This is a genomic window from Paenibacillus sp. BSR1-1 (assembly GCF_030403775.1).
GTDB lineage: Bacteria > Bacillota > Bacilli > Bacillales > Cytobacillaceae > Neobacillus.
The window spans coordinates 26140-47889 of record NZ_JAQMWQ010000031.1; the positions used below are offsets into that span (position 1 = coordinate 26140).

Annotated in this window: 26 protein-coding genes and 2 riboswitches; of the genes, 6 read left to right on the plus strand and 20 right to left on the minus strand. The window is 40.8% G+C overall.

The features are described 5' to 3' along the window. The first annotated feature begins 88 nt into the window (after positions 1–88). Together PH210_RS26955 and PH210_RS26960 are read left to right on the plus strand one after the other, a co-directional pair. Positions 89–355 (plus strand): DUF3055 domain-containing protein, encoded by a 267-nt coding sequence (locus tag PH210_RS26955; protein ID WP_289989427.1) that lies wholly within the window; start codon positions 89–91, stop codon positions 353–355. 59 nt (positions 356–414) lie between these two features. Continuing rightward, positions 415–699, plus strand: coding sequence for a cytosolic protein (locus PH210_RS26960; RefSeq protein WP_289989428.1), 285 nt, complete (start codon positions 415–417; stop codon positions 697–699). A 28-nt stretch (positions 700–727) separates the two neighbouring features. Here the strand turns inward: PH210_RS26960 and PH210_RS26965 are convergent, their stop codons facing one another. Further along, positions 728–1003 carry a YutD family protein gene (locus PH210_RS26965; RefSeq protein ID WP_289989429.1) on the minus strand — a complete coding sequence of 92 codons (276 nt, stop codon included), beginning with the start codon at positions 1001–1003 and terminating at the stop codon, positions 728–730. Positions 1004–1118: 115 nt separating this feature from the next. Here PH210_RS26965 and PH210_RS26970 point away from each other — a divergent pair, with 115 nt between their 5' ends. Beyond that, positions 1119–1754 carry a YhcN/YlaJ family sporulation lipoprotein gene (locus tag PH210_RS26970; RefSeq protein WP_289989430.1) on the plus strand — a complete coding sequence of 212 codons (636 nt, stop codon included), beginning with the start codon at positions 1119–1121 and terminating at the stop codon, positions 1752–1754. 40 nt (positions 1755–1794) lie between these two features. Here the strand turns inward: PH210_RS26970 and lipA are convergent, their stop codons facing one another. Beyond that, positions 1795–2712 (minus strand): lipoyl synthase, encoded by a 918-nt coding sequence (gene lipA / locus PH210_RS26975; RefSeq protein ID WP_289989431.1) that lies wholly within the window; start codon positions 2710–2712, stop codon positions 1795–1797. Between the two features lie 176 nt (positions 2713–2888). Here lipA and PH210_RS26980 point away from each other — a divergent pair, with 176 nt between their 5' ends. Beyond that, a complete protein-coding gene (locus PH210_RS26980) occupies positions 2889–3884 on the plus strand; it encodes a M23 family metallopeptidase (RefSeq protein ID WP_289989432.1) in 996 nt (331 codons plus the stop codon). A gap of 25 nt (positions 3885–3909) precedes the next feature. Here the strand turns inward: PH210_RS26980 and yunB are convergent, their stop codons facing one another. The 15 genes from yunB to PH210_RS27055 form a co-directional block, all read right to left on the minus strand. Further along, the gene (gene yunB, locus PH210_RS26985) at positions 3910–4695 is read right to left on the minus strand and encodes a sporulation protein YunB (protein ID WP_354670026.1); all 786 of its coding nucleotides are present in this window, start codon (positions 4693–4695) and stop codon (positions 3910–3912) included. Between the two features lie 75 nt (positions 4696–4770). After that, positions 4771–5073 (minus strand): YunC family protein, encoded by a 303-nt coding sequence (locus PH210_RS26990; protein ID WP_223591917.1) that lies wholly within the window; start codon positions 5071–5073, stop codon positions 4771–4773. A 60-nt stretch (positions 5074–5133) separates the two neighbouring features. After that, positions 5134–6486: a bifunctional metallophosphatase/5'-nucleotidase gene (locus tag PH210_RS26995; protein WP_289989435.1), complete on the minus strand. Its 1353-nt coding sequence runs from the start codon at positions 6484–6486 to the stop codon at positions 5134–5136. Between the two features lie 7 nt (positions 6487–6493). Further along, complete coding sequence (locus tag PH210_RS27000) at positions 6494–7315, minus strand: sulfite exporter TauE/SafE family protein (protein WP_289989436.1); 822 nt, start codon at positions 7313–7315, stop codon at positions 6494–6496. Positions 7316–7332: 17 nt separating this feature from the next. Continuing rightward, positions 7333–8178 (minus strand): DUF72 domain-containing protein, encoded by an 846-nt coding sequence (locus tag PH210_RS27005; protein WP_289989437.1) that lies wholly within the window; start codon positions 8176–8178, stop codon positions 7333–7335. Positions 8179–8312: 134 nt separating this feature from the next. Beyond that, positions 8313–9710, minus strand: coding sequence for a Fe-S cluster assembly protein SufB (sufB, locus tag PH210_RS27010; protein WP_289989439.1), 1398 nt, complete (start codon positions 9708–9710; stop codon positions 8313–8315). A gap of 51 nt (positions 9711–9761) precedes the next feature. Beyond that, entirely contained in the window at positions 9762–10205 is a 444-nt protein-coding gene (sufU, locus tag PH210_RS27015) for a Fe-S cluster assembly sulfur transfer protein SufU (protein ID WP_289989441.1), read from the minus strand. After that, on the minus strand, positions 10195–11424 hold the full coding sequence (locus tag PH210_RS27020) for a cysteine desulfurase (RefSeq protein WP_289989442.1): 1230 nt from the start codon (positions 11422–11424) through the stop codon (positions 10195–10197). The genes sufU and PH210_RS27020 overlap by 11 nt, the downstream gene beginning before the upstream one ends. Beyond that, positions 11424–12725 carry a Fe-S cluster assembly protein SufD gene (gene sufD, locus PH210_RS27025; RefSeq protein ID WP_289989443.1) on the minus strand — a complete coding sequence of 434 codons (1302 nt, stop codon included), beginning with the start codon at positions 12723–12725 and terminating at the stop codon, positions 11424–11426. The genes PH210_RS27020 and sufD overlap by 1 nt, the downstream gene beginning before the upstream one ends. A gap of 18 nt (positions 12726–12743) precedes the next feature. Beyond that, positions 12744–13529 (minus strand): Fe-S cluster assembly ATPase SufC, encoded by a 786-nt coding sequence (sufC, locus tag PH210_RS27030; RefSeq protein ID WP_289989444.1) that lies wholly within the window; start codon positions 13527–13529, stop codon positions 12744–12746. Positions 13530–13908: 379 nt separating this feature from the next. Further along, on the minus strand, positions 13909–14751 hold the full coding sequence (locus PH210_RS27035; RefSeq protein ID WP_289989445.1) for a MetQ/NlpA family ABC transporter substrate-binding protein: 843 nt from the start codon (positions 14749–14751) through the stop codon (positions 13909–13911). 15 nt (positions 14752–14766) lie between these two features. After that, positions 14767–15435, minus strand: coding sequence for a methionine ABC transporter permease (locus PH210_RS27040; protein ID WP_223591959.1), 669 nt, complete (start codon positions 15433–15435; stop codon positions 14767–14769). Continuing rightward, a complete protein-coding gene (locus PH210_RS27045) occupies positions 15428–16453 on the minus strand; it encodes a methionine ABC transporter ATP-binding protein (RefSeq protein WP_289989446.1) in 1026 nt (341 codons plus the stop codon). The genes PH210_RS27040 and PH210_RS27045 overlap by 8 nt, the downstream gene beginning before the upstream one ends. Positions 16454–16613: 160 nt before the next feature. Further along, a riboswitch (SAM riboswitch) is annotated at positions 16614–16718 on the minus strand. Between the two features lie 114 nt (positions 16719–16832). Then, complete coding sequence (locus PH210_RS27050) at positions 16833–18149, minus strand: O-acetylhomoserine aminocarboxypropyltransferase/cysteine synthase family protein (protein ID WP_289989447.1); 1317 nt, start codon at positions 18147–18149, stop codon at positions 16833–16835. 58 nt (positions 18150–18207) lie between these two features. Continuing rightward, a riboswitch (SAM riboswitch) is annotated at positions 18208–18313 on the minus strand. 79 nt (positions 18314–18392) lie between these two features. Beyond that, the gene (locus tag PH210_RS27055) at positions 18393–18725 is read right to left on the minus strand and encodes a hypothetical protein (RefSeq protein ID WP_289989448.1); all 333 of its coding nucleotides are present in this window, start codon (positions 18723–18725) and stop codon (positions 18393–18395) included. A gap of 203 nt (positions 18726–18928) precedes the next feature. Here PH210_RS27055 and PH210_RS27060 point away from each other — a divergent pair, with 203 nt between their 5' ends. Together PH210_RS27060 and PH210_RS27065 are read left to right on the plus strand one after the other, a co-directional pair. Continuing rightward, entirely contained in the window at positions 18929–19279 is a 351-nt protein-coding gene (locus PH210_RS27060; protein ID WP_289989449.1) for a nuclease-related domain-containing protein, read from the plus strand. A 152-nt stretch (positions 19280–19431) separates the two neighbouring features. Then, positions 19432–19836 (plus strand): hypothetical protein, encoded by a 405-nt coding sequence (locus tag PH210_RS27065; RefSeq protein WP_289989450.1) that lies wholly within the window; start codon positions 19432–19434, stop codon positions 19834–19836. A 607-nt stretch (positions 19837–20443) separates the two neighbouring features. On the opposite strand, the gene PH210_RS27070 is transcribed toward PH210_RS27065, so the two are convergent. From PH210_RS27070 to gcvH, 3 genes are all read right to left on the minus strand, one after another. Further along, positions 20444–20752, minus strand: coding sequence for a thioredoxin family protein (locus PH210_RS27070; protein ID WP_289989451.1), 309 nt, complete (start codon positions 20750–20752; stop codon positions 20444–20446). 5 nt (positions 20753–20757) lie between these two features. After that, the gene (locus tag PH210_RS27075; protein ID WP_289989452.1) at positions 20758–21114 is read right to left on the minus strand and encodes a toprim domain-containing protein; all 357 of its coding nucleotides are present in this window, start codon (positions 21112–21114) and stop codon (positions 20758–20760) included. 235 nt (positions 21115–21349) lie between these two features. Continuing rightward, positions 21350–21733, minus strand: coding sequence for a glycine cleavage system protein GcvH (gcvH, locus tag PH210_RS27080; RefSeq protein WP_289989453.1), 384 nt, complete (start codon positions 21731–21733; stop codon positions 21350–21352). Positions 21734–21750 lie beyond the last annotated feature (17 nt).

The following is a 21750-nucleotide window of genomic DNA, read 5'->3' on the forward strand; positions in this document are numbered from 1 at the left end:
TGCGGAAATTTCACCACTCCCCTCAATCAAATAAATTTGTTACTATAGAGAAGGTATTAAAAAGTATTTTTTAAAGGAGATTATTGGGATGAAAGAACGGTTTTTCTTATACGATGATACGGAGAATACAAAAACAAGATTTGTTAGTTTTGTCGGTGAAAACCAGCGCTATGATTTAGCCATTGTTCAATCCGACCGCCATTATGGTAAACATCTTGTCCTTGATATGCAGGGAAACCGTTTTGCTATTATTGGCCACGATGACCTTCAGGAGGAAGGCTATTTAGAATATGCTTTTCAATTAAATGAAGAAGAGGCAGAAGAACTAAGATCATTTCTAATGGAATTAGTTTAAACAATTACTCATGATTTTCACTCCTTGGGCTAAACTAGGTTTTAAAAGGAGTGGAAAAGATGGCGGATAAAGAGGCAGAGAAGTATACGGAAATATCTAACGTGGAAAAACAGCATAATTATCTAACTGCTCAGGAGTTTCCAGAAGGGCCTTATGGTTCAACCTTCCGAAAAGATGATCCTGTTCAAAATAAGAGCACTCCCTGGGAAGAAGGGCAGCGGACCTATAGTGCATTTAATTATGAATACAAGTCCCTGCATCAAGATCTGCCCCGGCAGATGGAAGGAGCCCATCCGCCACATGATGATCCGGACACGGATGAACAGGCCCCATATAACAAATAAACGAAAGGCCAGGTTTCTGGCCTTTCGTTTATTTTTTTACCTTTTTCAAAACAAAATAAGCACAGCCGAAGTTGCAGTATTCATAAAGATATTCGCTGACCGTGCTTATTTTTGTATCAAAGGTAGCTTTTTGATTTTGGTCTTCAAAAAAACCTTTTAAACGGAGCTGGCCATAACCCCAGTCTCCCACAATGTAATCATATCTTGACAAAATATCGCTATATCTCGCTTTTAGGGCATCCTCATTAAAACCATTCCGATGCTCCTGCACCAATTCATACATGGTGTTGTTAATATTTATCATCCTTTTTCACCTCAATTTGCCAGACACTCTTAATTCTCATTATAACCGATTCACCATCAATTACTAAGAAAAAAAATCCTCCCTTTGGCTATTCTAATAAAAGGAGGTGTTAAGCTTGAAAAAGTCAATCATCGTCATTGGATTGTGTACACTTACTGCTTTAACCGGATGTACAAAGGACACTAAGAATGACATCTATGAGGAAAGCGGTAATACCATTAATGTTAATAATAAGCGACATGAGCTCTACAATGAAGGAGCAGGCCGCGGCATTCGAAATGTCAGCAACAATTATGGGTATGTCCGCCACCAAAAGAGTCCGCTGATGAATGATAACACAGCCAATAATCATTATACAGCTCTTGATCGAGAACAGCTTGCTAACATAATTAGCAAGTACAGTACCAATATTCATAACGTAAATGATGTAGCCACCCTTGTAACAGACCAAGAAGTCTTAATTGCTTATGACACAAATTCCAAGGACCGAAATTTAACAGCTGATCAGGTGAAAAAAACCGCAATGTCCGTTGTACCGAGATATTACCACGTTTACGTGACTGACAATAAGGTATTAATGCGCGACGTTGAAAATTTGGCAAATCTCGATTCAACAAGCCGAAATACCCGGAATTTGGTCAATGGTTTGATTAAACAAATGAAAAAATCTCCTCAGGGTTCACGGATGAACGCTACAGAGGACGAAAACGGCCTTACTCCGGACGATCGAAATTACATGCACAATAAGTAATAAAAAGAGTTCAGTCATCCCAGACTGAACTCTTCTTCACTTATGCTTTTTTTGCTTCCTTTTCACCAAGTAATTGCTTATGCTTTGCAGCAGCATTTACCTGTTCATCGGCATGATAGGAGGAGCGGACTAACGGACCGGCTTCACAGTGGCTGAAACCTTTGCTGATGGCAATTTGCTGCAGTTCATTAAATTCATCAGGACTATAATATTTCTCAACCCTTAAATGACTCTTGGTTGGCTGTAAATATTGTCCGATAGTCATAATATCCACATGGTTTGCTCGCAGATCGTCCATTACCTCCAGGATTTCTTCCTTTGTTTCGCCAAGTCCAATCATTAAGCTGGATTTAGTCGGAATGGTTGGCTGCATTTCTTTTGCCCTCCGTAAAAATTCAAGCGAGCGGTCGTACTTGGCACGTGCTCGAACTCTTGGAGTCAAGCGGCGAACGGTTTCAATATTATGGTTTAAGATGTCGGGTTTAGCATCCATTAAAAGCTGTAAATTTTCTTCTTTTCCACCCATATCGGAAGGAAGAACTTCAATGCTTGTGAATGGATTTTTCCGGCGAATCGCTCGTACTGTTTCGGCAAATACAGCAGCACCGCCGTCCTTTAAATCATCGCGTGCAACCGCTGTAACAACCACATGCTTTAAGTTCATCAGTTGAACGGAGTCAGCCACTCGTTCTGGTTCGTGCCAATCAAGTTCTGTCGGCAGACCCGTTTTAACGGCACAGAAGCGGCAGGCACGGGTACATGTATCACCAAGGATCATAAAGGTTGCCGTACGTCGTACAGCCCAGCATTCATGAATATTAGGGCATTTAGCCTCTTCACACACAGTATGAAGGTTTTTTTCGCGCATCATTTTCTTCAGGCCCGTATATGATTCATTCGTGTTAAGCTTTATTTTTAACCACTCAGGTTTACGTAATATTTCTTCTTTCTTGCTCATTTTTACACCCCTTGCAATCCACTTATGTATGGAAAATGAGTTCTTCTGTTGTCACTTTAACATATTGCCTGCCTTTACGACAAGCAATCAATTCTTCTTACCAAATATTAACCATAATGAAATTGTTTAGAAAACATAAACTAAACTTGTACATTAATCGGAAGGAGGATTCCTGCGTGAGGGTTGTTCTGATGATTGGAACTTTCCTTTTATTTTTTACCTCTACATTTGCTGTCAGGGATGCTCAAGCTAAGGAACCTGATCCCTATCAGGAAAGAATGAAGCTTTATAAAAAAGTGGAAACCGTTACTAATATACCCTGGTACTACTTAGCTGCCATCGATCAATATGAAAGAAGTGTCCGTTTGGCCCGTCGTGATTTACCAAAACCCGATGGGACAATTGCCATTTATTTTCGTCCTGAAGAGTGGTCTGGCTTAACGAATCCGAACCTCAAGACCAAAAATCCGGCCATCATTCAGTTTTTTAATGGTATAGGTGTCGATGGTAATGGAGATGGTAAAGCGAGCTTAAAGAGTGATGAGGATGTTTTATATGCTTTTGCTAATTATCTTCTTTCCTATGGTGTCGATCATGATAATATAAAAATCGGACTATGGAATTACTATCATCGCGATAAAACGGTTGGGATTATTGTGGGTAAGGCCAAAATGTACCGCCATTTTGGAAGGCTTAATTTGGATACTCAGGTATTCCCAGTCCCAATTCGCTCCAATCACAGTTATCGAAGTACATGGGGAGATGCAAGGGGCTGGGGAGGCAGAAGGATGCATGAAGGCACTGATATTTTTGCCGGCCATGGAGTACCTGTTCGAGCCACTTGTTATGGCATTATAGAGATGAAGGGCTGGAATAAGTTCGGGGGCTGGAGAATTGGCATCCGCGATATTAACAATACGTATCATTACTTTGCCCATCTTGGAGGGTTTTCTGGAAATTTAAAGGTTGGATCTATTGTTGAGCCAGGAACGGTTATCGGCAGTGTTGGAAACACTGGATACGGGCCTCCTGGAACCGCGGGCAAATTTCCTCCGCATTTGCATTATGGTATGTATAAAGACAATGGAATAACAGAATGGTCGTTTGATCCATACCCACATTTAGCAAAATGGAAGCGGATTGAGCGGATGAATCTAAAGAAGCAAAAATAAAGGACTTTCCCTAAGGATTGTCCTTTTAGTTTTCCGATTTTGCTTTTTTCTTTTCATCTGTTTTAGGCAATTCGATGGATGGCAGAGCATTGCTGCCATTATTATAAAATTGCGGTACATCGCCCTGAATCAATCTGCCCCCAACAGGAATTTTTTGATCAAGCTTTGTGATTTTCGTCGAAAATGGAGTAATAATTTGCACCGATACTTCTAAATGAATGGCTACATCAATCCACGTATTATTGATTCCCAGTGGTTTTGGTGTGATTTTTACATCCGGACGGACGTCCCCAATAGCTTGAAACCTCACCGGTATCTTTGGACCAAGGTTCCCGAATAAGGCCATATTGGTTGCCCGCCCAAGCGGTACATTCCATACAATTCCATCAGAATTCGTATTTTCTAATTCTATTTCAACATCTGTTAATTGCTGTAGGGAAGAAAGATCACCTTTCTCTGCAGCATTAAGATTCTTCTGGATTTGACTGGTGATTTCGGACAATTTCTGATTTACTACTTCCGTTTTTAAGGTGGCGCTAGGCGGAGCTCCGTCCGTGCCTGGTTCAACAGCAATTACATCACCGATTTCGACAGTCTTTTTATTTATGGCTTTCGTAATAACCTGTGAGGCTATTTTTTTAGATTGGGATTCAGCATAACTGATTAACGTCGGTTCAATCCCTTTATTAATGACCCATATCCCAAAGGCAGTGGAAAAAAGAAAAAAAACAAATGATAGCAGCATAACATAACGGAAAGGCAGCGGACCTCGCTTCGTAAACCGTCGGCGAATCTTTGCCAAAACAATCACCCCTTCTAGCTATATGTATGCTTCTAAAAGGTGAACTAGCCCAATTAAAAAGCTTGCTTAGTTAAAAGCAAGCTTTTAAATCATTTTCAGCAAGGCGTCCCTGCCGATCATTCCTTGGTGGATTCCCAGTTCTTCTGCTTCAAATGTCACCGATTCCATTGGCGCATTTAGAAGCTGATCAATGGTTCTTACCCCGACGGCTCTTCCTGCAATTATTTTGCGGTCCTTCAATTTTTCATTTAAAAGACCGACATCTAAGGCACCGCACATTATATATCCTTTATCGCTTGAAATGGCAAGCAATGTTGTTTTTGGAAGTAAAACGGTCACTGCCAAAAAGGTATGGCCGTCTATTTCGATTGGTGAAAGCTCAATCAATTCCTACACTCCTTTCTTCATTATCACATTATGACAATAATCAAAAAAGAGTGTATTCAACTAGGACATCTGCTGCAATTTCCATTTTAATAAGTCCCGCAAGAACTCAGGTAGGAAATAGGTTTTTTGTTTAGAGGGAAGGACCTCTTTGAAAAAATGGCCGAACGTAAACATATCTGGCAAGGCCAAGGTGTACTTTTCCTCCATCCCTAGTGGTTCACCATTCATGAATATCCTTCCATCTTTGACTAGAATGCCTACATATATAAATATCCCAAGAACGTCTCCTCTAAATCCTAATCCTTTGATTTGTTTATGTGAAAGGTTTTCATCCTGGGTTTCTGAGAGAATATTTTTAAATTCCCTGCCCGTCAGCTCCACGACACACGGATTGATGGGATGAGGGCAAATCGTTAAAAGATCATATTCAGTGACATCACCTGATAAGGGCCCTAAAAGGAGTCCTGCATTGATCATGGCAATATCTGATTTACACCATTCTTTTAACGATGAACAAAGGAGTCTGGAGAAATTTGTTTCCTTATATGGATCATTTAACAGCGGTTCATGAAGAGTTGTTACTTTTTGGCTTAATACTTCTTTACCTCGCCTAAGGAATGCCTGAACCTGCTCCTGTTCATTAGCAGCCTCCGGAAGATCCTTTACTTCATAAACTATTGCTTTCTTATAGTTGATTTGCTTTTGATCATTTAGTTTTAGGGTGACATGACCCATTAAATAACCATATTTCCCTGCAGCCCCGAGCAAAGTTTCCCCCACTAGCCGGCCGTTTTCAAAATAATGATGTGTATGGGCTCCTAAAATGACATCAATCTCCTGAAACTCACTGGCAATCGTTACATCATCCTGTAAGCCAAGATGAGAAAGACAGATGATGATATCTGATTGTTCTTTTAAGCTTGGGAGCCATTTTTTCAGCTCCATGATGGGATCTGTAAGCTTCCAGCCCAGCAATTCATATAGATGCGCAAAATTTGCCGTTACCCCAATGACCCCAATACGGGTTCCGTTTTTTGTCGGATAAATCTTATATGGTTTAACCCAGCTTGGATAAACTTGATTTTTTTTATAAAAGTTCGCTGTTAGTATATCGAAATGGGCTTCATCATATAGATGATTCAAAGCCTCATATGGTAGGTTGATTCCTTCGTTATTTCCAATAGTGATGGCATTATATTCGCACTCATTTAATAATTGGATGTTTCCTTTTCCTTTAGTTGCCTCCGAATAAGGATGCCAGCGGTCGATAAAATCGCCGATATCAAATAGTAGCATTTCCTCTTTATGTTTTTGGTGATGCGTTTTTCTTTGCTTGAGGAATTGCTCAATTCGAGGCCAATTTTCTAAGTGACTGTGAACATCATTAGTATGATAAATATGTATGGTTTCCATTTGTATCTTATCCCGCAATTCCTTCATAGATTAATCGTATGCCGACAATTACTAGTACCGTCCGCAATAATAATACGATCGTTTTACTCTTAAGCTTAGTATTTAGATAGACCCCCACCCTGGCGCCAATCCAAGCCCCGGGTACAAGTGCCAGTGCATAAAGCCAATTAACATTCCCGAGCGTTATATGCGTAATGGAACTGAGGATTGATGTTGGTAAAATCATGAACATCGAGGTAGCCGTAGCGACGTGCGGCGGGAAGAAGAAGACTAATATCATCGTTGGTACCATCAGTGAGCCTCCGCCGACCCCAAATATCCCTGATATAAACCCAACAATAAATGCAACGAGAACGCCGATAATTGGATTATAGCCGTATTCGAAAGTTTTCCCCGTATTATCTGTAAAAGTGCGGACAATTCCTTTATCCTTTTTATAAGGAATCGGCTTTAGTTTATCTTTTAGCAGTAAAATGATTGAGACAAAAATAATGAACAACCCAAAAAGAATATTAAAAGAATGCATCGGTAATTTTTCTGTTACCCATGCTCCAAGAATACTGCCGGGACCACTGCCAATCAAGAAAATTAATCCGCTTTTATAATCGACGGTCTTATGTTTCATATATGCAAGCGTAGAGGATAGCCCTGTAAAAATCATCGTGAACAAGGACGTTCCTACCGCAACCTGCGGGGTAACATGGCCAAAGGCCGAAAATGATCCTAAGTAAAGTAAGGCAGGAACAACGATAATTCCTCCCCCTAAACCAATGAGCGAGCCAAGTGAACTCGCTGCCAAGCCTATCACCACCAAAAGAATCCATTCCATTTTTACACCTTCTACTTTTAAAATAAATCTAACTGCCTTGGGGCAAGCCCTTCATATTCAATCTGAAGCAGTTCCATCATTTGTTTAGCGTTATCTGCCGCGTCACCGCCTGAGTTATTATTGAAGAGGAGATATACATCACTGCATTCATTTTTAAGCTTTGCGATGGATTCAGCCCATTCTTCTAGTTCCTGTTGGTTATAGCGATATAGGAACCGAACTTCCCGCCAATCCACGTCGGTTCGCTTTTGCCAACCGTGGATATTTCGGCCATGAAACCTGACAAGTACTTTTTCAGGAGTGGTGGATTGAAGAATGGTTGGAACAGATCCTTCCCCGGACTGCGGTTCATCACAAATGCTATGGATCCATTTTTCTTCCTTCATAAATTCTAATGTTTTTTGAAGGTATTCTGGTTTGAACCAAGATTGATGCCGGAATTCAAGAGCGCATGGAATTGCTCCCATTTCTTGCTTGCACCATCGTAAATAGTCGACATTTTCCCGTTTGCAATCAAACCACGGTGGAAATTGAAAAAGGACCATTGCAAGTTTATTATGTTCTATGTATGGCTCGAGTGATTCCTTAAACGCGCTAAACATTGCCTGTTTCGTATCAAAAGGGATTTCTCCACGTAAATGCCCGGTCATCCCTTGATAGGCCTTGACGATAAACTGGAAGCTTTCCGGTGTTTCATTAACCCATTTCTGTGCGTTCCGCTGCGGCTGGATTGCATAAAAGGCAGTGTCCACTTCAACAATTGGAAAATGGCCTGCGTACTCTTTCAATTTATTTCTTGAGGCAATATGACCAGGATATAAGCTGTCATGGTCCCCCCATCCGGTTACTCCAATATAAATCAACTCATTCACCTCCACCACATAATAATAGCATAACCATTTTAAGGCGGCGGGTAATTGTAGTGTGCTCAAATGTCCATTTCAGCATTAAAAAAACCGCTTGCCATCACGGCAAGCGGGTAGTTTTTTCAAAAATATTAACCGATGGAGCCTTCCATTTCGAACTTGATCAAGCGATTCATCTCAACGGCGTATTCCATTGGCAGTTCTTTTGTAAACGGCTCGATGAAGCCCATAACAATCATTTCAGTTGCTTCCTGCTCAGATATACCGCGGCTCATCAAGTAGAAGAGCTGCTCTTCAGACACCTTGGAAACCTTAGCTTCGTGCTCAAGTGAAATGTTGTCATTTAAGATTTCGTTATAAGGAATTGTATCTGAAGTTGACAAGTTATCCATAATCAACGTATCGCACTCAATATTTGCACGTGCACCGTCAGCTTTGCGTCCGAAGTGAACCTGACCACGGTAGGTTACTTTACCGCCATGCTTAGAAATAGACTTAGATACGATCGTTGAAGATGTATTTGGTGCCAAGTGAATCATTTTCGCTCCGGCATCCTGATGCTGTCCTTTACCTGCAATGGCAATTGACAATGTCAAACCGCGGGCGCCTTCACCTTTTAAAATAACCGCAGGATACTTCATGGTTAACTTCGAACCGATGTTACCATCAATCCATTCCATGGTCGCATTTGCTTCACAAACCGCACGCTTTGTAACCAGGTTGAAAACGTTATTTGCCCAGTTTTGAATCGTTGTATAACGGCAGTAAGCATCCTTTTTAATAATGATTTCAACAACCGCACTGTGAAGCGAATTTGTTGTATAAACTGGAGCTGTACATCCCTCAACATAATGCACGTGTGCACCTTCATCAACGATGATCAATGTACGTTCAAACTGACCCATGTTTTCAGAGTTAATTCGGAAGTACGCTTGAAGCGGCGTATCCACTTTTACACCTGGCGGTACATAGATGAATGATCCGCCGGACCAAACAGCAGAGTTTAATGCCGCAAACTTATTATCAGTTGGCGGAATAACCTTTGCCCAGTGCTCGCGGAAAATGTCTTCATTTTCTTTAAGCGCGGAATCCGTATCTTTAAAGACGATTCCTAGTTCTTCAAGGTCTTCCTTCATGTTATGGTAAACAACCTCTGATTCATACTGTGCAGATACCCCAGCAAGATACTTTTGCTCTGCTTCAGGAATACCCAATTTATCAAAAGTTGCTTTAATTTCTTCAGGTACTTCGTCCCATGACTTCTCTGACTTCTCAGATGGTTTTACGTAATACGTAATTTCATCGAAATTTAAAGAACCCAAATCTCCGCCCCATTGCGGCATTGGCATATTGTAAAAATGCTCAAGTGATTTCAAACGGAAGTCCAGCATCCATTGCGGCTCACTCTTAAGCTTTGAAATCTCTTCAACAATTTCCTTTGTCAATCCACGCTTTGATCGGAATATGGAAACGTCTTTATCGGCAAAACCATATTTATAATCACCGATTTCAGGCATTTTTTTTGCCATTATCGTGTCCTCCATTCATAAACGAGAGGGGCCCTCAAAACCCCTGCCGTTCTATTGTTGTTCCTCTTCCTTTAAACTCTTTTCCATTGCCTTCCAAGCAAGTGTGGCACACTTAATTCGGGCTGGAAATTTGCAAACACCTTGAAGTGCCTCGATATCGCCTAAATCGATATCGTCATCATCGTAATCTTTGCCCTGCATCATATCGGAAAAAATCTGCGCCAGCTTTAAGGCTTCCTCAATTTTCTTCCCTTTAATCGCCTGCGTCATCATCGACGCAGAGGACATCGAGATCGAGCAGCCTTCCCCTTCCTGCTTGGCGTCCGCCACAATCCCATCTACCACCTTAAGGGTTAAGCGAATGCGATCACCGCAGGTCGGGTTGTTCATATCTATCGTATGGCTGCCATCTTCCAAAACCCCGCGATTACGAGGATTTTTATAATGGTCCATAATAACTTGACGGTACAGTGTATCTAAATTATTAGAAGACATCGCTGAAATACTCCTTTGTTTTGACAAGCCCTTCAACAAGTTTATCAATATCTTCTTCAGTATTATACAAATAGAAACTTGCACGAGCAGTTGCGGAAGCTTTTAACCATCTCATCAGCGGCTGGGCACAATGATGTCCGGCGCGAACGGCAATACCTTCCGCATCTAAAACAGTCGCCACATCGTGCGGGTGAACGTCTGCTAGATTAAACGTTATAAGTCCTGCACGCTTTGCCGGATCAAGCGGACCATAAATGGTCATGCCTTCAACCGTTGACATTTTTTCTAAAGCATATGCTGCAAGCTTATGTTCATGCTCGGCAATATTGTCTAAGCCAACTTCATTTAAAAAATCGATGGCAGCGCCGAGACCGACAGCACCTGCAATAATCGGTGTGCCTCCCTCGAACTTCCACGGCAGCTCTTTCCATGTTGATTCGTATAATTGAACGAAATCAATCATTTCGCCGCCAAATTCGATTGGCTCCATTTTTTCAAGCAAATGTTTTTTCCCATAAAGAACACCAATGCCGGTCGGGCCGCACATTTTGTGTCCTGAAAAGGCTAAGAAATCACAATCTAAATCTTGAACATCAATTTTCATATGCGGAGCGCTTTGCGCACCATCCACTACCATAACCGCTCCATTCTCATGGGCAATCTGGGCGATTTCTTTGACTGGATTGATGACACCAAGAACGTTGGATACCTGCATCACCGAAACAATTTTCGTATTTGGTGTCACTGTTGCTCGTACATCTTCGAGTGAAATCGTTCCATCCTCTTGAAGCGGGATGTATTTGAGCTGGGCACCTGTCCGTCTCGCTACCTGCTGCCACGGAATAATATTACTGTGGTGCTCCATATACGTAATGACGATTTCGTCGCCTTCCTTCAGGTTCGCCGCCGCGTAGCTTGCAGCAACTGTGTTAATGGAAGTTGTTGTTCCTCTTGTAAAAATAACTTCTTGCGTAGACTTGGCATTGATGAACTTACGAACCTTTTCACGGGCACCTTCGTAAGCATCAGTAGCTCTTGTTCCTAGTGTATGCACACCACGGTGGACATTGGAATTGATTTCACGATAATATTTTTCAACGGCTTCAATAACCTTTAGCGGCTTTTGGGAAGTTGCTGAACTATCCAAATATACTAAGGGCTTGCCATTAACTTCTTGATCCAGGATTGGAAACTGTTGGCGAATATCCACGATATTCATTAGCGTACTTTCCTTTCAATCACTTCAGTTAACTGTTTCTTTACTCCTTCAATCGGAAGCTGGTTAACAACTGGAGCAAGGAAGCCATGAATAACTAAACGTTCTGCTTCTTTTTTCGGAATGCCGCGGCTCATTAAATAATAGAGCTGGATTGGGTCAACTCGGCCAACTGAGGCTGCATGTCCTGCAGTTACATCGTCCTCATCAATGAGGAGAATTGGGTTGGCATCGCCGCGCGCTTTTTCGCTAAGCATTAGTACACGTGATTCTTGCTCTGCATTTGATTTAGAAGCGCCATGTTCAATTTTGCCGATTCCATTGAAAATAGAAGAAGCGCTATCCTTCATTACGCCGTGCTTTAAGATATATCCTTCTGTATGTTTACCAAAGTGTACGACCTTAGTAGTAAAGTTTTGTGTCTGCTCTCCGCGTCCAACCACAACTGTTTTCGTGTCGCCATATGCGCCGTCACCTAGCAGGTTGGTTGTATTTTCGGAGATTGTATTGCCTTCATTCATTAAACCAAGCGCCCATTCAATACGAGCATCTCTGCCGGCAACACCGCGGCGGTTCACGTAGGTAGTGATTCCTTTTGCCAGGTAATCAACCGCTCCATATTGAACCTTCGCATTACTATTGGCAATGACTTCGGTTAGAATGTTGGCTAATGCATTTGATTCTTCAATCGTTGAAATATAGTTTTCAACATAAGTTACGGAGCTGTTATCATCCGCCACGACAATCACATGATTGAATAGATTCGCTTGGGCATCATCCTGTACATACACCGCTTGAATTGGTTCAGAGATTTCAACATTTTTAGGAATGTATAAGAAAGCTCCCCCATTCACAAGCGCAGCGTGAAGGGCAGTTAAACGGTGCTCATCAGCGTTAATTGCCTGTGTCATATAGTACTTTTTCAAAATGTCGCCATGGTTCTTTGCAGCAGTGAAAATATCGGTAAAGATAACACCCTTCGCTTTTAGATCTTCTGATAAAGATAAAAAGGCAGGAGTCTGGTTTCGTTGAATGTATAAGTTCTTATTCTCTTCAACTAATGCTTTTACTTCCTCAGGAAGTTCAGCTAGTGAAGTGTATGCAGCACTTTTTACAACATGCTGATTAAATTGCGTGAAGTTCCACTTATCAATTTTTGTTTTATCCGGACGAGGCATAGGCACTTCCTCGAAATAGTCTAATGCCTTGAGACGAAGCTCTGCAAACCAGGCAGGTTCGCCGGTCTCTTTTGAAAAAGAGCTTACAAACCCCTTATCAAATGGTAATTTTGTTTCTGTTGTCATTGTAATCCTCCTAACTGCTTACGCTTCTTGCCCAACTGTTTCATCTTCAATGCCGAGCTCTTTCTTGATCCAGTCATATCCTTCTGCTTCTAAGCGTTGTGCCAGCTCTGCTCCGCCTGATTTAACAATGCGGCCTTGCATCATAATATGCACATGGTCAGGAGTGATATAGTTTAAAAGACGTTGATAGTGAGTAATAATTAAGCAGCCAAAGTCTTCGCCGCGCATTTCATTAACACCCTTTGATACAACCTTAAGAGCGTCAATATCAAGACCTGAGTCGATTTCATCCAGGATTGCAATTTTTGGCTCAAGCATCATCAATTGCAGGATCTCGTTACGCTTTTTCTCACCGCCGGAGAAGCCTTCGTTCAAATAGCGCTGAGCCATATCTAAATCCATTTCTAGGAATTCCATTTGCTTATCCATTTTACGAATGAATTTCATAAGGGAAATCTCATTGCCTTCACCTAGACGGCTATTAAGAGCGGAACGTAAAAAATCGGCATTCGTTACGCCGTTGATTTCACTTGGATATTGCATTGCAAGGAAAAGGCCTGCGCGGGCACGCTCATCTACTTCCATTTCAAGAACGTTTTGACCATCTAATGTGATGCTGCCGCTTGTTACTTCATATTTTGGGTGCCCCATGATGGCGGAAGATAAAGTAGATTTACCTGTTCCGTTAGGACCCATAATTGCGTGAATTTCTCCACCTTTTATTTCAAGGTTTACACCTTTTAAGATTTCTTTCCCATCAATTTCTACGTGTAAATCCTTGATAGTTAAAGTTGATCCAGCCATAATAATACCTCCGAAAAGAATGTTTTGTATCTTGTAGATCACAGGAGATCTATAACTCTATTCTCATTTTATTCTCATTCCAATCTTATAACAAATGAAATGTATTAGCAACTCTTAAACAGTAAAAACCAAGTGACTATTTTCATTGAGGATGTCCTAAATGAGAATGAAAAGAGTGGTTTTTAAAAAATTCAGACAACTAACCAATTATGTAAAACACACTCGATTAAAATGATACCTCATTTTTTTACCAATTGCCAAGGAATTCAGGTTGAAAGTCTTTTCTATTTTTACCCATTTAGTTTGATTCATGTATCATCAGTTTCTACCTAATTTAGACGAAAAAGCAGGCTCACATCGCCTGCTTTGTCCCATTTACTTATTCGGAAACCGGTACAACGGCACCTTTGTATTTTTCAAGAATGAAATCTTGGATTTCTTTAGAATGAAGTACTTCAACAAGTGTTTTAATTGCTGGCTTGTTTTCATCACCTTTACGAACCGCAATTACGTTTACATATGGTGATTCTTTATCTTCAATCGCAATGGAATCTTTTACTGGGTTTAGGCCTGCATCAATCGCATAGTTTGAGTTGATAAGAACCGCATCGCCTTCGCCATTTTTATAGATTTGAGGTAATAATTTTGCTTCATAGTTTGCATCAAATTTTAAGTTCTTTGGATTTTCAACAACGTCTTTCAACTCAGCTTTAGTTTTATCAATGCCTTCTTTAAGCTTGATTAGACCTTCTTTTTCAAGCAATGAAAGTAGACGGCCGTGGTCTGCTACAGAGTTGCTCATGATTAGGTGGGCACCATTTGGAAGGTCGCTTAGCTTTTTGTATTTCTTAGAATATATACCAATTGGCTCGATATGGATTCCGCCAGCATTGACAAAATTATATCCAAACTCTTTATTTTGAGACTCTAGGTAAGGGATGTGCTGGAAATAGTTCGCATCAAGTTCTTTCGAAGCAAGGGCTTTGTTTGGTAAAACATAGTCGGTGAATGTTGTAATTTTTAAGTTAATCCCTTTTTCTTTTAAAAGCGGTGCTGCTTTTTCAAGAATTTCAGCGTGAGGAACAGTAGATGCTCCGACCACTAATGTTGTTGTTTTGCTGCCCTTTTCACTAGTACCTTCTGATTTATCTTCAGATTTACCGCAAGCGGCCAGCGCAAGTGCAAGTGTTAATGCTAAAAGTACTGTTAACCATTTTTTCATTTTAACCTCTCCTTTTTATCGTTTATCTAATTTTGAAGTGATGAAATCACCAATAAATTGAATCACAAACACAATAAGTAAAATGACGACTGTAGCCATGAAGGTTACATCATTTTGGTTTCGCTGGTATCCATAGTTGTAGGCGAGACTTCCTAAGCCGCCTGCACCAATCGCTCCCGCCATCGCCGTGTAACTGACAAGGGCAATCGCTGTAACTGTAATCCCTGAAATGAGCGCCGGCATTGATTCCGGAAGAAGCACCTTCCAGATAATCGTACCAGTTGTTGCCCCCATTGACCGGGCTGCTTCAATGACTCCTTTATCAATCTCCCTGAGTCCAATTTCCACCATCCGTGCATAAAACGGAGCAGCACCAATAATTAATGAAGGCAATGCAGCATTAACACCAATCATCGATCCAACTAATATCGTTGTTAACGGAATTAATAACACGATTAAGATAATAAATGGTATAGAGCGGAAAATATTTACGATTGTACTGAATACTGCGTTAATCGGTTTATTTCCCCATAAGTTTCCATTAGAAGTAAGAAATAATATTAAGCCAAGCAAGGTCCCTAAAATAAAGGTTGCAAGAACAGAGATCCCCGTCATATATAATGTATTTTTTGTTTCTTGCCACAAAATTAGCCAATCAACATTTGGAAAATACTCCTTAATCATTTGCTACCACCTCCACTCCTACCTGATGAGAACGGATAAAGTCAACTGCATTCGTGACTTCTTTTTCGTCTCCATCGATATGGATGAACAGCGTACCATATGAACCGCTTTGCGTTTGTGATATTTTCCCCTGCAGGATATTTACTGTTACATTGTTATTTCTTATTAAATTTGTGATGACCGGCTGCTCAGCAGATTCCCCAATAAAGGTTAGTTGGACAATCAAACCGGAATGATAACGTTCAAGCAAATGCTCTGCCGTATCCTTTGTTTCCTCCGGCTCTGTCACTTGTTGGACGAATCGTTTTGTTATCGGCTGCTGCGGGTTTTTAAATACATCGAGTACTGAGCCAAGCTCAACTACTTTTCCGCTTTCCATTACTGCAACACGGTGGCAAATTTTACGAATAACATGCATCTCATGGGTAATCAATACAATGGTTAAGCCCAGCCGTTTATTGATATCAACTAATAATTCCAAGATTGAGTCGGTTGTTTGTGGATCGAGCGCGGAGGTTGCTTCATCACAAAGCAAAACCTTCGGGTTATTCGCGAGTGCTCTGGCAATTCCGACCCTCTGCTTTTGCCCGCCGCTTAGCTGTGAAGGATAAGCATTTTCTCTGCCTTCAAGGCCAACGAGCTTAATGAGTTCATTAACTCTTTTTTGTCTTTGTGTGCTTGGAACCCCTGCTATTTCTAACGGAAAAGCAATATTTTCGCTGACTGTCCTTGACCAAAGAAGATTAAAATGTTGAAATATCATGCTGATTTCCTGTCGTGCCTTACGAAGTTCGCTGCCTTTAATTTTTGAGATTACACGTCCTGCTACCGTTACGGTTCCATCGGTTGGCAGCTCAAGGCCGTTTAGCATACGGATTAAAGTACTTTTCCCAGCACCGCTATATCCAATTACACCAAAAATTTCTCCTTCTTTAATTTCCAGGTTGACGTCATCGACTGCTTTTAGCTGCCCCTGTTTCGACGGATAGATTTTCCGGACATTTTTTATCGAGATCATTGATTCGTTTCACCTACTTTTTGTCCTATTTACTTAAAATTCTGAAATTAAAACCTAATACTTAATTATAGGGTTCGATTGTTTGATAGAAATATTCCTATTTTAGGAAAACAAAAAACCTTTCTGCACAGGCAGAAAGGTATCATTAATTTAAACCTTTCTCCCATCTCCCAAAGCAATTGCTTTGTGTGAATTGGCACCATTTCAATAAATTGACGGTTGCCGGGCTTCATCGGGCACATCCCTCCACCTCTCTTGATAAGAGCATCCTATATTCAATTAACACGTTCATTAATTAAGTAGTTATTTCACGAAAGTTATCGTAACACGTATAAAAAAGTGTGTCAATGAAATTTTTGAAAAAATAATTTATGAAATTTTAGACATTTGCCTTTAACGAAGTTAAGCCTGTTGCAGCCTCAATCGCTGATTCTAAGTCTTCAATCAGATCCTCGACGTTCTCGATACCGATTGATAGGCGGATTAAATCTTCTGATACACCTGCTGCTTTAAGTCCTTCAGAATCTAGCTGCTGGTGTGTTGTACTAGCCGGATGAATGATTAAACTTTTTGCATCCCCAACATTGGCAACATGTGCCCATAAAGAAAGGGAATCTATTAGCTTCGCTCCAGCTTCTTTTCCACCTTTAATTCCGAAAATCACCATAGATCCTGCACCTTTTGGCAAATATTTTTTGGCTAAGCCGTGATCAGGATGTGTTTTGTGCCCTGGATAGGAAACCCACTCGACGGCAGGGTGATTTAACAAATATTCAACGACTTGGTTTGTATTGGCGACATGCTCTTTCATGCGAACATGGAGTGTTTCAAGGCCAAGTGCAAATAAGAAAGCATTTTGTGGACTTAAGGCTGGTCCAAGATCCCGGAGAAGCTGCACTCGCGCTTTGATAATATATGCAACCGCCCCTAGTGCCTCTGAATAAACAAGATCATGATAGCTTGCATCTGGAGTAGTAAAGCCAGGGAATTTCGGCGAATTCCAATCAAACTTACCGCCGTCAACAATGATGCCGCCTGTCGTGGTTCCATTGCCTAGGAGCCACTTGGTTGCGGAATGTACCACAATATCTGCACCATGCTCAATTGGTCTGCAAAGGTAAGGGGTTGCAAACGTATTGTCAATAATTAATGGGACTCCGGCCTCGTGTGCAATTTCTGCTACTTTTTCAATATCAAGAATGCGCAAGCTTGGATTACCAATGGTTTCAGCAAAGACTGCTTTTGTTTTTTCAGTAATAGCCGTGCGGAAGTTTTCCGGATTTTCCGCATCTACGAATTTTACTTTAATCCCGTATTTAGGGAGCGTAACTGCAAATAAATTATAGGTTCCTCCATAGAGATTAGAAGCGGCCACAATTTCATCGCCTGCTTCGGCAATATTTAGGATGGCGAGTGTGATGGCAGCCATTCCGCTGGCGACTGCCAGAGCACCAACACCTCCTTCTAGCAGGGAGACCCGTTCTTCAAAAACGGTGGTGGTTGGATTATGAATGCGGGTATATATGTAACCTGGTTCTGCTAAGCTAAACAGGTTTGCAGCATGTTCTGTGTTTTTAAATTGATAGGCATTGTTTTGGTAGATTGGGACCGCGCGTGCACCTGTCACTGGATCTGGTGACAATCCGCCATGAACACTTAATGTTTCAAACCGATATTTTTTTTGATTTTCTGCCATTACTCCCACTCCTTTTAAAATAAATAACCCCCTCTTCAATAAGAAGAGGGGGTCTCTCTTCTTATCTTCCGAAGCCTTTTCCGCTTCGCTGGAATTAGCACCTTGGTTGTCCAACCGGTTGCCGGGCATCATTGGGCCAGTCCCTCCGCCACTCTAGATAAGATTACTTTATTTGGCTGTTTTATTGGTAGAATATTCTAAATTCAGCATACATGATGTCTAATTCCGAGTCAATAGCTTTGATTAAATTATTTTTGCAAATTCTTCCCGTGCTTTTGTGAGGTAAAAAAGGGATTCGAGCAGCAGGATCGTTCTTAAAGGTGCTGATATGCTGAGCTTTAGCGTTCGTAATCTTTGCTTACCCTCGAGGAGTTGTGTCATTGCATTTATATCGCCGCTAATTTCGTATTTGGAAGGTTGGTTTTGAAGAGTAATAATCGTTCCATTTTTTATTACCAGTTGTATGGACTGTTGATTGGTATTTAAGTTTACACGGAGGTCCGCGTTTTCTATTAATGGAAGGATATGCCTTTGTTCTTTTACTTTTGTTAGAAAATTATTTAAAGCCTCTATCATTTTCACCACTCCGGTCCCATGCTTTTACTAATACATATTCATCATGGGGCGCTATTATCCTTTTAATAACGCTCGACAGTTATTGCGGTGATTTGCGGAGTGATGTGTCGAAATTGGGGGAATTGTTATCAATTGTTCAAATGTATGTTGTTAAGGATGGGTGATTTTTTAATAAAATTTGAAGTAAAGAGAGGGTGTGGAACATGGCTTACAAACCACGAATAGAGTCACTAGAGTTACTGATTCTTAGGATTTTAAACACGAGAATGGAGTTGACGGAGGATGAAAGGCAGCATTATTTGAATCTTGAAAAAGGCTACGAAGGGAAAGTTCAGTTTGATTTATTAACGGAGAAAGTGCAAAGTCAAAGTTTTATTTTAAATGATTTGCAGCTTGAGACCGGTAATAAAAAATTCCAAATTGATTCAGCGCTCATTTTTCAACAACCGATCTATCTTTTTGAGGTGAAAAATTATCAAGGCAATTTTGTTTTTAAACGTGATAGGTTAGAAACTCTAAATGGAAAAGTATATCAAAATCCGCTTGATAATTAAATCGCAGCAAAACCCTATTAAGTCAACTACTCCATGATTTAGGCTACAATATACCGATCAATGGATACGTTGTTTTTATTAACCCCGAGTTTTACCTATACGAAGCACCCCCCAGCGAGCCCATTATTTATGTACCTCAGTTTAAAAGTTTCATGAAGAAATTAAATAGTATTCCGTCCAAATTATCTTCTCGGCAAAATGTTCTCGCAGATAAACTGGTTTCTTTGAATCAATTTGTTTCACCATATGCGAAGCTCCGGGCTTATAATTTCGGTATGCTGCGAAAAGGGTTAACTTGTTGTGCGTGCCATTCCTTTAAAGTATCATTGGCTACTGGAAAATTGATTTGTATTGATTGTGGGTGCGAGGAAGCAGTTGATACTGCTGTTTTACGGAGTGTGGAGGAAATTAAGCTGTTGTTCCCGGATATGAGAATTACCACTAATGTTGTGCAGGAATGGTGTGGGTGGGTGTCGATCAAAACAATTAGAAGGGTTTTAAAGGAAAACTATATTTCTACTGGTAAGAAAGAATATAGTTTTTTAAATTTAAAATAAATAAATTGATATTTGCTTATTTCTAAGTAACCGTTTTGACTTTTTCTATCTCGTAACAGTCACTTGGGAGCTTTCACAGTGACTGCTTTCGCTTTTTTAAGCCTACCACAGGCACTCTGACTCTTCCACAGTGACCGCTGTTACTTTTTCTATCCTATCAAGGGCACTCTGAACCTTTCACAGTGACCGCTGAAGGTTTTTCACCCCTGCCACGGGCACTCTGAACCTTCCACAGTGACCGCTGCTACTTTTTCTATCCTGTCACGGGCACTCTGAACCTTCCACAGTGACTGCTGAAGCTTTTTTAACCTTGTCACGGGCACTCTGAACCTTCCACAGTGACTGCTGAAGATTTTTCAACCTTGTCACGGGCACTCTGAACCTTCCACAGTGACCGCTGTTACTTTTTCTATCCTGTCGCGGGCACTCTGAACCTTCCACAGTGACTGCTGAAGCTTTTTCAACCTTGTCACAGGCACTCTGACTCTTTCACAGTGACCGCCTTGACCTTTTTTACTTATCGCGGGCACTCTGGCTCTTTCACAATGACCTGCAGCACACTTTTTATATATCACAAAAAAACAGATGCCCGCCAAAAGCATCTGTTTTACTTTATATACTGTTTAATTTTATCCAACAAAAACGGTACAGAATGAAAAGCATACAGTGTCTCCATTACGACTCCGTTTTGCATGATCAACAAACAGGGGACACTTTCAACAGTAAAATCTACCGCTAAATCAGGGTAAAAATTTAAATTCATTTTTCCCATTTCTATCTTAACCAGTTCCTCAACTACCAACAGCATTTTAGAGGCCAGCTGGCAGGTGCCGCACATTGGCGTATAAAAATAGACCAGACCGGTTGTCTTCGATTCGAGGAAGGTGGTTAAATCATTTCGATTCCACTCATTCATTTCAGTTAACTCATTTCTAAATACTCGGTATGAACGTCAATGTTCGCTCCTAATAAAACCGTGGCTAGGTGATGCACAGGCGCAGTGGCAACTTCACGATACATCCGGTCAATATATAAATGTTCCGCATGAGGAAATTCCCGTTTAAACTGCTTACGAAGCTTCTCACCGGCTTCATCGGCATCCACAAGGATATAGACATCCTTATCTTCAAGAAATTCAATCAATTCATCTAATTTTGTCAAACTGATGGTTCCATTTGTACAAATGATTTCAACGTGTTCCTTTAAGATACTTTTAACCTTATTTTTATCCGATTTTCCTTCGACAATAAGAACTTTGTCAACATACGTATCATTCATTATCCATCACCTGTAAAAGAAGTTGTTTTATGATAACATATTCCAAATTTTTCACAATGTGTGCCTGCTTCTTAGGTACGTTAACTATAGCATTATTGTCATCTCAAAAATAGGTTTTTGCTCATGGATGCTTTTCCGCCTTTTTCACATTTTATTATAGCCTGCCCAAATTTAGTAGTAGAAAAAGTGGAAAATGTAAGAAAAGCACCTGAATGAGGTGCTTTCAAGCTAAAAATTAGTCTTCTTTAGTCATTTCTTCGTATTGTTCAGCCGTCATAAGCTTGTCGATTTCACTGCTGTCGGATAATTCAATTACGATCATCCATGCTTTTTCATATGGTGATTCGTTAACGAACTCAGGGCTGTCACTTAAATCTTCGTTTACTTCAACAACTTTACCGCTGACTGGTGCGTATAGTTCAGAAACAGTTTTAACTGATTCCACACTGCCGAATGGTTCGTCAGCCTTTACTTCGTCGCCCACTTCAGGAAGCTCTACGAAAACAATATCACCTAACTCGTGCTGCGCAAAGTCAGTGATCCCGACGCGCACTTTTTCTCCTTCTACTTTTACCCATTCATGTTCTTCAGAATAACGTAATTCTTTTGGTGTACTCATTAGCAAAATCCCTCCAT

Excerpts from the sequence above, each read along its gene's own strand:
- PH210_RS27060 (WP_289989449.1), top strand. The coding sequence starts at position 18,929 with ATGGCTTACAAACCACGAATAGAGTCACTAGAGTTACTGATTCTTAGG.
- lipA (WP_289989431.1), bottom strand. The coding sequence starts at position 2,712 with ATGAGCAAGAAAGAAGAAATATTACGTAAACCTGAGTGGTTAAAAATA.
- PH210_RS26965 (WP_289989429.1), bottom strand. The coding sequence starts at position 1,003 with ATGATAAATATTAACAACACCATGTATGAATTGGTGCAGGAGCATCGG.
- PH210_RS26960 (WP_289989428.1), top strand. The coding sequence starts at position 415 with ATGGCGGATAAAGAGGCAGAGAAGTATACGGAAATATCTAACGTGGAA.
- PH210_RS26955 (WP_289989427.1), top strand. The coding sequence starts at position 89 with ATGAAAGAACGGTTTTTCTTATACGATGATACGGAGAATACAAAAACA.
- sufU (WP_289989441.1), bottom strand. The coding sequence starts at position 10,205 with ATGTCTTCTAATAATTTAGATACACTGTACCGTCAAGTTATTATGGAC.
- PH210_RS27035 (WP_289989445.1), bottom strand. The coding sequence starts at position 14,751 with ATGAAAAAATGGTTAACAGTACTTTTAGCATTAACACTTGCACTTGCG.
- PH210_RS27040 (WP_223591959.1), bottom strand. The coding sequence starts at position 15,435 with ATGATTAAGGAGTATTTTCCAAATGTTGATTGGCTAATTTTGTGGCAA.
- sufC (WP_289989444.1), bottom strand. The coding sequence starts at position 13,529 with ATGGCTGGATCAACTTTAACTATCAAGGATTTACACGTAGAAATTGAT.
- PH210_RS27055 (WP_289989448.1), bottom strand. The coding sequence starts at position 18,725 with ATGATAGAGGCTTTAAATAATTTTCTAACAAAAGTAAAAGAACAAAGG.
- PH210_RS27020 (WP_289989442.1), bottom strand. The coding sequence starts at position 11,424 with ATGAATATCGTGGATATTCGCCAACAGTTTCCAATCCTGGATCAAGAA.
- PH210_RS27065 (WP_289989450.1), top strand. The coding sequence starts at position 19,432 with ATGAAGAAATTAAATAGTATTCCGTCCAAATTATCTTCTCGGCAAAAT.
- PH210_RS27045 (WP_289989446.1), bottom strand. The coding sequence starts at position 16,453 with ATGATCTCGATAAAAAATGTCCGGAAAATCTATCCGTCGAAACAGGGG.
- PH210_RS27000 (WP_289989436.1), bottom strand. The coding sequence starts at position 7,315 with ATGGAATGGATTCTTTTGGTGGTGATAGGCTTGGCAGCGAGTTCACTT.
- gcvH (WP_289989453.1), bottom strand. The coding sequence starts at position 21,733 with ATGAGTACACCAAAAGAATTACGTTATTCTGAAGAACATGAATGGGTA.
- sufB (WP_289989439.1), bottom strand. The coding sequence starts at position 9,710 with ATGGCAAAAAAAATGCCTGAAATCGGTGATTATAAATATGGTTTTGCC.
- PH210_RS26995 (WP_289989435.1), bottom strand. The coding sequence starts at position 6,486 with ATGGAAACCATACATATTTATCATACTAATGATGTTCACAGTCACTTA.
- sufD (WP_289989443.1), bottom strand. The coding sequence starts at position 12,725 with ATGACAACAGAAACAAAATTACCATTTGATAAGGGGTTTGTAAGCTCT.
- PH210_RS27075 (WP_289989452.1), bottom strand. The coding sequence starts at position 21,114 with ATGAATGATACGTATGTTGACAAAGTTCTTATTGTCGAAGGAAAATCG.
- PH210_RS27070 (WP_289989451.1), bottom strand. The coding sequence starts at position 20,752 with ATGAATGAGTGGAATCGAAATGATTTAACCACCTTCCTCGAATCGAAG.
- PH210_RS27050 (WP_289989447.1), bottom strand. The coding sequence starts at position 18,149 with ATGGCAGAAAATCAAAAAAAATATCGGTTTGAAACATTAAGTGTTCAT.